We start from the raw sequence: 10,412 nt of genomic DNA on the forward strand, positions 1-10,412 counted from the left end.
TGTCAGCCCGTGGTACCACAGAGTACCGTACTGGGAAAGCATTGGTACACCGCAGTACCGACCCCCGTGTTGGGGGTCGACGTTGGGAGTTGCACCTCCATGAGCTACGCCATCACCGACGCGCCACCGCTGTCAGCGGTCCACCTGCCCCCCGCAGCGCGGGTGCCGAAGTTGTTGCAGGGCTTGGGTTTCTCGATGTTCCGCCGGCAGATGATGCGGCGGCTGGCCGACCGTTACGGGACCGTCTTCACGGTGCACATCCCGATGTACGGCCGGCTGGTGGTGATCGGTGAGCCGCAACTGGCCAAGCAGGTCTTCACCACCAGCCCGGACGCGCTGGGCAACATTCAGCCAAACCTGAGCCGGATGTTCGGCTCGGGTTCGGTTTTCGGCCTCGAGGGTGACGATCACCGCCGGCGGCGGCGGTTGCTGGCACCGCCGTTCCACGGCAAGAGCATGAAGAACTACGAAGCCATCATCGAGGAAGAAACCCTGCGCGAGACGGCGAATTGGCCGGAGGGACAACTATTTCCGACGCTGCCCTCGATGATGCACATCACCCTCAACGCCATCCTGCGTGCCGTTTTCGGTGCCGATGGCGCCGAACTCGACGAACTGCGCCGCATCATCCCGCCGTGGGTCACGCTGGGCTCGCGCCTGGCCGCCGTCCCGATGCCCAAACGGACGTACGGCCGGTACAGCCCGTGGGGCAGGCTGGCTGAATTCCGGCGGAACTATGACCGGGTCATCGACCGCCTGATCGACCTGGAGCGCTCGGATCCCGACTTCGCCGACCGCAACGACGTGCTGGCCCTGATGCTGCGCAGTCGCTATGAAGACGGTTCGGTCATGTCCCGCAAGGACATTGGCGACGAGTTGCTCGCGCTGCTGGCGGCCGGCCACGAGACCACGGCGTCCACGCTCGCCTGGGCATTCGAACGGATCGCCCGCCACCCGGAGATACTGGCCGGCCTGTTCGACGAGGCCGACAGCGGCGGCAGCGAACTGCGGCAGGCGACCATCCTGGAAGTGCAGCGGGCGCGCACCGTGATCGACTTGGCGGGCCGGCACGTGTACCCCGAGACCTATCAGCTGGGCGAGTGGGTCATTCCGCGCGGCGACTCGATCATCGTCAACATCGGGCAGATCCACGAGAACCCGGAAGTGTTCGCCGATCCTGAGCGCTTCGACCCGCAGCGTTACCTCGGGGGCAAGCCGTCGGCGTTCGCGTGGATCCCGTTCGGCGGCGGCACCCGCCGGTGCGTGGGTGCCGCGTTCGCCAACATGGAGATGGACGTGGTGTTACGTACGGTGTTGCGCGAGTTCACCATTGGGCCGACAACCGCGCCCGGCGAGCGCCGGCACTCCCGCGGTGTCGCCTACACGCCCAAAGACGGCGGGCGCATCGTGGTGCGCCGGCGCTAGCGGTTCGCCTCGGCGCGGCGCGGCAACTTCCAGCCCGGCCGCACGAAGTGGCAGGTGTACCCGTTGGGATAGCGCTGCAGGTAATCCTGATGCTCGGGTTCGGCTTCCCAGAAGTCCCCGGCCGGGCTCACCTCGGTCACTACCTTGCCGGGCCACAGGCCGGAGGCGTCGACGTCGGCGATGGTGTCCAGCGCCACCCGCTTCTGCTCGTCGTCCAGGTAGAAGATGGCCGACCGGTAGCTGGGGCCTCGGTCGTTGCCCTGCCTGTTCTTTGTGCTCGGGTCGTGGATCTGGAAGAAGAACTCCAGGATGGTCCGGTAGTCGGTCACCGACGGGTCGAAGACGATCTCGACGGCCTCGGCGTGGTTGCCGTGATTGCGATAGGTGGCGTTCGGGACCTCGCCGCCGGTGTAGCCCACGCGCGTGGAGATCACCCCGGGTTGCTTGCGAATCAGGTCCTGCACACCCCAGAAGCAGCCACCGGCCAAGATGGCCTTCTGTGTGCTCGTCATTGCTGTCTCCTCACCTGGCCCGGGTTCTGGTGGACTCTGAGCAGCCCCAGGCTACACTCCGCCCGTGAGGTGTAACGGCTCGTGAGCGGCTCGAAGTTCCCACGCGCCGAACTGGCGTCCGCCTTCGGAAAATTCGAGGAAACGGTCGCGCAAGCCGCCGAAACACACGACTGGGACGCCTGGGTGCAGCACTACACACCCGACGTGCTCTACATCGAGCATGCGGCGGGCACCATGCACGGCCGCGAGGAAGTACGGACCTGGATCCAGCGCACGATGACGTCGTTCCCGGGCAGCCACATGGTGGAGTTCCCCTCGCTGTGGTCGGTCATCGACGAACCCACCGGGCGCATCATCATGGAACTGGACAATCCGATGCGCGACCCGGGCGACGGCAGCGTGATCACCGCGACCAACATCTCGATCATCACCTACGCGGGTGACGGGCTGTGGCGCCGGCAGGAAGACATCTACAACCCGCTGCGCTTCGTGCAGGCCGCGCTGAAGTGGTGCCACATCGCGCAGGAACACGGCAATCTGGATGATGACGCCGCGCAATTTCTGAAGCAGTACGGTGGCAATTCGTGAGCGCCACACCGAAACTGGTGATCGGCGCCAACGGCTTCCTGGGATCGCATGTGACCCGCCTGCTCGTCGAGGACGGCAACCAGGTGCGCGTCATGGTGCGCCCGTCGGCGAATACCCGCTCGATCGACGACCTGGACGTCACCCGCTTTCACGGCGATGTTTTCGACACCGACACGGTGCGGGAGGCGATGGCCGGCTGCGACGACGTCTACTACTGCGTCGTGGACACCCGCGCATGGCTGAGCGACCCCACGCCGCTGTTCCGCACCAACGTCGAGGGCCTGCGCAACGTGCTGGACGTGGCTGTTGAAGAACCGGTCGCGGCCGGTCTGCGCCGATTCGTCTTCACCAGCACCTACGCCACGGTGGACCGTCGGCACGGCCACGTGGCCACCGAATCCGACCGAATAGGCCCGGACCGCAAGGTCACTCCCTATGTTCGATCGCGGGTGCGAGCCGAGGATCTGGTGTTGCGCTACGTCGCCGACCATGGCCTGCCCGCCGTCGCGATGTGCGTCTCGACGACCTACGGCGCCGGCGACTGGGGCCGCACTCCACACGGCGCATTCATCGCGGGCGCCGTCTTCGGCAAACTGCCCTTCCTGATGAAGGACATTCAGCTGGAAGTCGTAGGTGTCGACGACGCAGCCCGGGCGATGATCCTGGCCGCCGAGCGGGGCCGCAACGGCGAGAAGTACCTGATCTCCGAACGGATGATCCCCCTGAGCGAGGTGGTCCGCATCGCCGCCGACGAGGCGGGCGTGCCGCCGCCGCAACGGTCGATTCCGGTGCCGGTGCTCTACGCCCTCGGCGCGCTGGGCAGCCTGCGGGCCCGGCTCACCGGCAAGGACGCCGAACTGAGCCTCGACTCGGTGCGGATGATGCGTGCCGAAGCCGATGTCGACCACGGCAAGGCGGTTCGCGAGTTGGGTTGGCAGCCGCGCCCGGTGGAGGAATCGATTCGCGAAGCGGCGCGCTTCTGGGCGGATATGCGCAAGGGCAAGAGCCGCTCGGGCTAGCCGAGTCGAAACACGCCACTTCGTGCGGGATCTGAACCGAACGCCAGCGAATCGCGAGTTCGTCTTGATAAATTGTCCCGTGCCGACGGCGTAGGGGGGACGGAGATTCCAGTCGCAAGCGAGCAAAGCGACAATGCGCGCCGTGCCGACGACGAACGGTGGCAGCTGATCCGAAAAGTCGCCATCGAATTGTTCCGTCGGGAAGGGTTCGCGCGGGCCCGGCTGGAGGACGTCGCCATCGAAGTGGGCATCGACCGTGCCTCGCTGTGCTCCTACGTCCGGTCCAAGGAGGAGTTGTTCGTCGCGTTGATCGAACAACCCGCTTACCAGATGACGCGGCGCTGCCGTGCGGCCCTCGCGTCGAATCTGACGGCCGACGAGAAGCTTCGCTATGCCCTGCGCGCCTTCGTCGAGGGGCTCACCGAGCACCCGGAGCTCTTCTTGCTGTTCAGTGAAAGTCAGCACCTGGCAGCCACCTTCGAGGCACGAGACATCGTCGCCAACGCCGATGCCTATGGCAAGACACTGGCCGCCATCGTCACCGAAGGCATCAGGTCCGGCGTGTTCCGCGCCGATCTGGACCCGCGCCTGGTCATGCTCGGCATCCTGGGCATGCACAACTGGATTCATCGTTGGTACGTCCCGGGCGGGCGCAACACGCTGACCGAAATCGGCGACACCTTCGCGGAGATGATCCTGGCCGGTCTGCGGGCCTAAGTTGGCGCCCGTGGACCGGGTTCACGTCGACCTCAACGGTCTGCCGCAGACCATGCTTGCGACCGTCCTGCTCTCTTCGTCGGCGAGGGACTGACGATGTACCTGACCAAGGACGACGGATTGACGTTGCTGCGTCGCGTCGTCGACCGGTTCGGGTCGGGTGAACTGCAGTTCGACGCGTTCAACACGTTCGGGATCAGGACGCAGGTCATCAATTCCGTCGTCCGCCGTTCCGGCTCGACCCTGCACTGGGGGATCGACACGCCCGCCGACATCCTGGCGGCCGCGCCGGGCTTGCGACTGCTGCTGTGGCAGTCGGTGTTCGACAGCGACACCTTCGCACTGGTGTCGGCCCCGATGCGCCTACTGGGGCGCGCCATGTCCGCGGTACCGGCGCTGCGGAACATGGCGCAGTATCACCGCTACGCGTTCGGGCGGGAATGCTGACCGACGAGAGGTGTTGCAGATAACCATGAGCCATCCCGAAATCAAAGAGCCCAGTGCCGGGCACCCCATCACCATCGAACCCACCCCGAGCCGGGTGCAGGTGCGCATCAACGGCGAACTGATCGCCGACACCACCGCTGCGCTGGCGTTGCGGGAGGCGAGTTTGCCTGTGGTGCAATACATTCCGCTCGTAGATGTGGTGCAGGAGCGGCTGACGCGCACCGACACCAGCAGCTACTGCCCGTTCAAGGGCGAAGCCAGCTACTACAGCGTGACCACCACTGCCGGCGACACGGTCACCGATGCGATCTGGACCTACGAACAGCCCTATCCCGCGGTAGCCGCGATCGCCGGGCACGTCGCCTTCTACCCGAACAAGGCCGAGATCACCGTCGGTTAGGTGCCTCGCACGCGCCTGAAACTCGACTAGGAGAACATCCGCGCGAACGACTGGGTGTCGCTGTATTCCCGCAGCGAGGTGATCATGCCGTCGCGGGTCTCGAAGATGCAGACGAACGGGCTCTCGTACTTGGTGCCGTCGCCGGTGACGCCTTCGGTCTGCCCCTCGATCACCACCGTCTCGCCCTCGTTGACGCAGCGGAGGAGGTCGATGTGGCTGACATCGAAGACCTGCATGCGCCGCTCGTTGGCGCGGCGCATCGTTTCCTTGTCCAGAGTTCTACGAGTGACGATGCTCCAGTAGGTGAAATCGTCGGCCAGCAGCGCGAAGCCTTCTTCCAAGTCTCCGCCCTGGCACAGGTTCTGCAGGAACATCCATGCGAGTTCGGCCTGCGGGTCGTCAAATGGCGTCGTCACGGCGTCATCACAAACGTCATCCTGACTTGCGACATAGTTGAGGGTCAATCGATGACGCCGCGAAACGGACAACCGTTCGGCTATCGGATAGGAGAAGAACCGGGTTGACCATCGCGCGAACCGTCACGTTCCCCGGCGCGGTCAGCTTCGGGCATACGTTGGCGCCGCTGCGGCGAGGACCCCGGGACCCGTGCTTCCGGGCCGCCGGCGACGGCACGATCTGGCGGACCAGCCTGCTCTCCAGCGGCCCGGTCACGGCGCGGATCAGTCGTGCGGGCGTCGCCGAAGTGCACTGCTCGGCATGGGGTGACGGGGCGGCCGAGTTTGTCGAGGCGCTGCCCGCGCTGCTGGGCGCCGACGACGACAATTCGGACTTCGTCCCGCACCATCCGACCGTCGCCGCCGCGCAGCAGCGGGTGCCGCACCTGCGGTTGGGCCGGACGGGCCGGGTGCTGGAAGCGCTGATCCCGGCGATCATCGAGCAGCGGGTGCCCGGTGCGGACGCCTTTCGGTCCTGGCGGGTGCTGGTGACCAAATACGGGACTCCCGCCCCCGGTCCGGCGCCGAACGGCATGCGAGTGCCGCCGTCGGCCGACGCGTGGCGCCACATCCCGTCGTGGGAGTTCCATCTGGCCAATGTCGACCCAGGGCGGGCGCAGACGGTGGTGGGCGCCGCCCGCCGGGCGTCGTCACTGGAACGTCTGGTGTCGGTGCCGTCGGTGCAGGCCCGCGCGGCGCTGATGACGCTGCCCGGGGTCGGCGTGTGGACCGCCGCGGAGACCGCGCAGCGGGCATTCGGTGACGCCGACGCGGTGTCCGTCGGCGACTACCACGTCCCGAAAATGATCGGCTGGACGCTGATCGGCCGGCCCGTCGACGACGCCGGAATGCTCGAGCTGCTCGAGCCGATGCGGCCCCACCGGCACCGCGTGGTCCGGTTGCTCGAAGCCAGTGGACTGGCTTACGAGCCCCGCCGCGGCGCCCGACTGCCGGTGCAGCACATCCGGTTTCTGTAGCGATTAGGGACCGGGCCATCGGGTACCCAAGCGAACAGCAAAAACCGTGCAGGCGAAATCAGGAGAGAAATCCATGGCGCAGTTCACAATTCCGGGCTTGACAGATAAGCAGGGAGTGCGGCTCACCGAGCTGTTGCAGAAGCAACTGAGCACCTACAACGACCTGCATCTGACGCTCAAGCACGTGCACTGGAATGTCGTCGGCCCGAACTTCATCGGTGTGCACGAGATGCTGGACCCACAGGTGAAAACGGTCCGCGAGTACGCCGACGAGGTTGCCGAGCGCATTGCGGCGCTGGGCGGTTCACCGGAGGGCACCCCTGGCGCGATCGTGCGCGACCGCACCTGGGACGACTACTCGATCGGCCGTGACTGCGTGCAGTCCCACCTGGCCGCGTTGGACCTGGTCTACACCGGAGTCATCGAAGATCTCCGCAAGAGCATCGAGGAGACCGAGGAACTCGACCCGGTCACCCAGGACCTGCTGATCGGTCACGCCGGTCAGCTCGAGCAGTACCAGTGGTTCGTTCGCGCCCACCTGGAGAGCGCGGGCGGGAACCTGTCCCACGAGGGCGCATCGAGCGAGAAGGACGCGGCGAGCTCGGCTCGCGATCAGTCCTGATCCGGGGCGGCATTTCGGGCGCGCTCGGCCGCCTCCCGCTCTTGCAGGGCGGTCTGGCGGTCGAGCCGCTGCGCTTCGTACATGGTGACGTTGGTCAGCGACATCAGCAGTGCGGCGACCCCGACCGCCAGGATCGCGCCTGGCACCACTGAGAACGACCCCGTCATCTCGGCGACCATGATCATGACCGCGAGCGGGGCGCGGGCGACGCTGCCGAAACAGGTCATCATGCCGACCACCACGAAGATGCCGGGCTGTTCGGGCACCCCGGGCAGGCCCGTCAGCTCGCCCAGTCGCCACACCGCGGCGCCGACGAACGCGCCGATCACGATCCCGGGCCCGAACAACCCGCCCGATCCGCCGCTGCCGATCGACAGACAGGTGGCCACGATCTTGGCGACGGGCAGCACCGCGATGATCCACAGCGGGATCGACAGCAGCGTGCCGCGGTCGGCGGCAAGTTGCGCCCACCCGTAGCCGCTGCTGAGCACCTGCGGAATCACCAGGCCCAGCAACCCGACCAGTAACCCACCCACCGCCGGCTTCACAATGGGACCGCCCGGCAGGCGGCGCGTCAGAGCGACGGAGGCGTGGAAGGTCCGGGCGTACAAGTAGCCGATAGCCGCCGCGACCACGCCGATCACCACGAACCACAGCAGCGGGCCGGCCCGCTCAAAGCGGTATTCGGCGTCGATGTAGCCGAACAGCGGCTCGAAGCCCAGGAACGAGCCGAGCACCGCGTACGCGGTGCCCGAAGTGATGAAGCCGGGCAGCAGGCTGCGGTAGTCGAAGTCGTCGCGGTAAGTGATCGAGGCCGCCAGCACCGCCCCACCCAGCGGTGCGGCGAAGATCGCACCGATCCCGGCGCCGATACCCAGGGCCACCGCGATGCGCCCGTCCTCGTCGGACAGGTTGAGCCGACGGGTCAGCAACGAGCAGAAGCCGGCCGAGATATGCGCGGTCGGGCCTTCCCGGCCACCCGATCCGCCCGACCCGATGGTGAGCGCACTGGCCACCAGCTTCACCAGCACCGCCCGTCCGCGAATGGCGCGCGGATCGGTGTGCACCGCCTCGATGGCTTCGTCGGTGCCGTGCCCGGTCGCTTCCGGGGCGAGCTTGGCCACGATGAGTGCCGAGAGCAACGCCCCGCCCGTCGTCACCAGCGGAATGGCCCACGCCCGGACGAACCCGGCGGATCCATGGTCGCCGCCCTCGCCCACCGGGGTGGGCACGCGGTAGCCGGCCAGGGAACCGAGCAGAAATTCGCCGGTGTACTTCAGCGCGAGATAGAACAGGACCGCGCCGAGACCGGCGATGACGCCGATGGTTATGCCCAGTCCGAGCCATTTGGGCAGGTAGGGCACGTTGCGAGCGGGCGCCTGATCCGGCTCCGGGTCGTCCACCAGGCCATCGTAGCCAGCCGGGTAGACCAGCCGGGAATAAGTGGACTTTAGTCCGGTTATATCGGACAACCGAACGAGGAGGCGTCAAATGCCAGCTATCACCGCAGACACACTCACCCTGACCCGGATCGGTCCGGCCACTGCGGCCGATGCCGAACGCCCGGTCCGATCGATCACCACCGGCCCCCGCGGTTATGAGGGGCTGGGGTTTCCGGTCGTGCGCGCGTTCGCCGGCGTCAGCTCCGCCGCGCTGGACCCGTTCGTGCACATGGACCAGCTCGGGGAAGTCGACTACGAACCCGGCGAACCACGCGGAACCGACTGGCATCCCCACCGTGGCTTCGAAACCGTGACCTACATGATCGACGGGAAGTTCGCGCACCAGGATTCCTATGGTGGCGGCGGACTGATCGCCGACGGCGCCACGCAATGGATGACCGCAGGATCGGGCATCTTACACATCGAAACTCCGCCCGTCGAGATGGTAAATCGCGGCGGCAAATTTCACGGCATCCAGTTATGGGTGAACCTACCCAAACGGGACAAGTTCGCCGCGCCCCGGTACCAGGCCATCGAGGGCACCGACACCAAGCTGCTCTCCTCCGATGATGGCGGCGCGCTGGTCCGTGTCATCGCCGGCGAGATCGACGGCCACCGTGGGCCGGGCATCACCCACACCCCGATCACGATGGCACACGCGACGATCGAAAGTGGTGCGCGCCTTAACATTCCGTGGAGCCGCGACTTCAACGCCCTGGTGTATGTGCTCTCCGGCGAAGGGTCCGTCGGGCCGGTAGGGCACCCGATCAAGCAGGGCCAGCTGGCCGTGCTGGGACCCGGCGACCGGATCTCCATCGCGGCCGGGCGCTCGGTGCTGGACGTGCTGCTGCTGGGCGGGCGGCCGATTCGGGAGCCGGTCTTCCACTACGGGCCGTTCGTGATGAACACGCGGGCCGAGGTGATTCGGGCGCTGGAAGACTACGAAGCCGGCAAGTTTGGCGCCATCCCGGCGAACGCGGTGATGCCGCAGCGTGGCGGTGGCACACTCTAGTAATGCCGCAAGTGGCAAGTCGCGGACCGGGACGTCCCCCGGCCGCCAAGGCCGATGAGACGCGTAAGCGGATTGTGCGTGCCGCGCGTCAGGTGTTCAGCGAGCGCGGCTACGACGGCGCGACGTTCCAGGCCATCGCCATGCGCGCCGACCTGACCCGGCCGGCGATCAATCACTACTTCGCCAGCAAGCGGGTCTTGTACGCCGAAGTCGCCGATCGCACCAACGACCTGGTCCTCCGCGCCGGCATGGCGCGTGCCCGCAACGAAACCACTCTGATTGCCCGGATCACCGCCTACATCACCGTGGCGATGGAGGTGGATTCCCAGAACCCTTGCACCGCAGCATTTTTGGCTACCGCCGTATTGGACTCGCAGCGGCATCCGGAACTGCGCAACGACGAGAACGACGCGGTGCGGATGACCCGGGAATTTCTCGTCTGGGCGGTGAACGACGCGGTCAAAAGCGGTGAACTCGCCCCGCACGTCGAGGTTGAAGCGCTGGCCGAGGTGTTGTTGCTGATGCTGTGCGGTGTCGGGTTCTACGCGGGGTTCGTCGGCAGCTACCAACAGGTGCAGAGCATCCTCGACACGCTGCGGCAGTTGATCGCCGGCAGTCTGTGGACGCCGTAGTGAACTGGCGCACAAACCGTATAGGTTGCCTAACTTATTAGGTACCATGGGCGGGTCATGACTGATCTCGACTCGCCCTCGCTGCGCACTGCCGGCGACAGTTGGGAAATCACCGAAAGCGTCGGCGCCACCGCTTTGGCGGTTGCGGCATCGCGCGCGGTCGA

Annotated in this window: 12 protein-coding genes and 2 pseudogenes; 11 read left to right on the forward strand and 3 right to left on the reverse strand. The window is 66.4% G+C overall.

Annotated elements, in window-relative coordinates; genetic code table 11:
- The first annotated feature begins 99 nt into the window (after nt 1-99).
- A complete protein-coding gene (locus A9X01_RS27455) occupies nt 100-1,425 on the forward strand; it encodes a cytochrome P450 (RefSeq protein WP_065123715.1) in 1,326 nt (441 codons plus the stop codon).
- On the opposite strand, the gene msrA is transcribed toward A9X01_RS27455, so the two are convergent.
- Entirely contained in the window at nt 1,422-1,937 is a 516-nt protein-coding gene (gene msrA, locus A9X01_RS27460; RefSeq protein WP_065123716.1) for a peptide-methionine (S)-S-oxide reductase MsrA, read from the reverse strand. The two genes, A9X01_RS27455 and msrA, sit on opposite strands and share 4 nt — an antisense overlap.
- 81 nt (nt 1,938-2,018) lie before the next feature.
- Between msrA and A9X01_RS27465 the strand changes: the two genes are divergently transcribed.
- The 5 genes and pseudogenes from A9X01_RS27465 (at nt 2,019) to A9X01_RS27485 (ending at nt 5,108) form a co-directional block, all read left to right on the forward strand.
- Nucleotides 2,019-2,525, forward strand: coding sequence for a nuclear transport factor 2 family protein (locus A9X01_RS27465; protein ID WP_065123717.1), 507 nt, complete (start codon nt 2,019-2,021; stop codon nt 2,523-2,525).
- Nucleotides 2,522-3,544: an NAD-dependent epimerase/dehydratase family protein gene (locus A9X01_RS27470; RefSeq protein ID WP_065123718.1), complete on the forward strand. Its 1,023-nt coding sequence runs from the start codon at nt 2,522-2,524 to the stop codon at nt 3,542-3,544. Before A9X01_RS27465 ends, A9X01_RS27470 begins: the two co-directional genes overlap by 4 nt.
- 72 nt (nt 3,545-3,616) lie before the next feature.
- Nucleotides 3,617-4,261: a TetR/AcrR family transcriptional regulator gene (locus tag A9X01_RS27475; protein WP_253849435.1), complete on the forward strand. Its 645-nt coding sequence runs from the start codon at nt 3,617-3,619 to the stop codon at nt 4,259-4,261.
- Nucleotides 4,262-4,306: 45 nt separating this feature from the next.
- A pseudogene (locus A9X01_RS27480) lies at nt 4,307-4,708 on the forward strand (class I SAM-dependent methyltransferase); the annotation flags it as partial.
- Between the two features lie 25 nt (nt 4,709-4,733).
- Nucleotides 4,734-5,108, forward strand: coding sequence for a DUF427 domain-containing protein (locus A9X01_RS27485; RefSeq protein ID WP_065123719.1), 375 nt, complete (start codon nt 4,734-4,736; stop codon nt 5,106-5,108).
- A gap of 26 nt (nt 5,109-5,134) precedes the next feature.
- On the opposite strand, the gene A9X01_RS27490 is transcribed toward A9X01_RS27485, so the two are convergent.
- Nucleotides 5,135-5,482 (reverse strand): nuclear transport factor 2 family protein, encoded by a 348-nt coding sequence (locus A9X01_RS27490; protein ID WP_155772319.1) that lies wholly within the window; start codon nt 5,480-5,482, stop codon nt 5,135-5,137.
- Between the two features lie 146 nt (nt 5,483-5,628).
- Between A9X01_RS27490 and A9X01_RS27495 the strand changes: the two genes are divergently transcribed.
- Both A9X01_RS27495 and A9X01_RS27500 read left to right on the forward strand, forming a co-directional pair.
- Nucleotides 5,629-6,540, forward strand: a complete 912-nt coding sequence (locus A9X01_RS27495; RefSeq protein WP_065123720.1) for a DNA-3-methyladenine glycosylase family protein — start codon at nt 5,629-5,631, stop codon at nt 6,538-6,540.
- Between the two features lie 46 nt (nt 6,541-6,586).
- A complete protein-coding gene (locus A9X01_RS27500) occupies nt 6,587-7,162 on the forward strand; it encodes a Dps family protein (protein WP_301336973.1) in 576 nt (191 codons plus the stop codon).
- Here the strand turns inward: A9X01_RS27500 and A9X01_RS27505 are convergent.
- Complete coding sequence (locus tag A9X01_RS27505; protein WP_253849437.1) at nt 7,153-8,565, reverse strand: chloride channel protein; 1,413 nt, start codon at nt 8,563-8,565, stop codon at nt 7,153-7,155. The two genes, A9X01_RS27500 and A9X01_RS27505, sit on opposite strands and share 10 nt — an antisense overlap.
- Before the next feature lie 88 nt (nt 8,566-8,653).
- On the opposite strand from A9X01_RS27505, the gene A9X01_RS27510 reads away from it, so the two are divergent.
- The 3 genes and pseudogenes from A9X01_RS27510 to A9X01_RS30250 form a co-directional block, all read left to right on the forward strand.
- Nucleotides 8,654-9,616, forward strand: a complete 963-nt coding sequence (locus tag A9X01_RS27510; RefSeq protein WP_065123722.1) for a pirin family protein — start codon at nt 8,654-8,656, stop codon at nt 9,614-9,616.
- Nucleotides 9,617-9,618: 2 nt separating this feature from the next.
- Nucleotides 9,619-10,248 (forward strand): TetR/AcrR family transcriptional regulator, encoded by a 630-nt coding sequence (locus A9X01_RS27515; RefSeq protein WP_065123723.1) that lies wholly within the window; start codon nt 9,619-9,621, stop codon nt 10,246-10,248.
- Between the two features lie 57 nt (nt 10,249-10,305).
- Nucleotides 10,306-10,412: pseudogene (locus A9X01_RS30250) on the forward strand (SAM-dependent methyltransferase); the annotation flags it as partial.

Origin of the sequence: Mycobacterium asiaticum, assembly GCF_001668675.1 — a bacterium.
Classification (GTDB): Bacteria; Actinomycetota; Actinomycetes; order Mycobacteriales; family Mycobacteriaceae; genus Mycobacterium; species Mycobacterium asiaticum_D.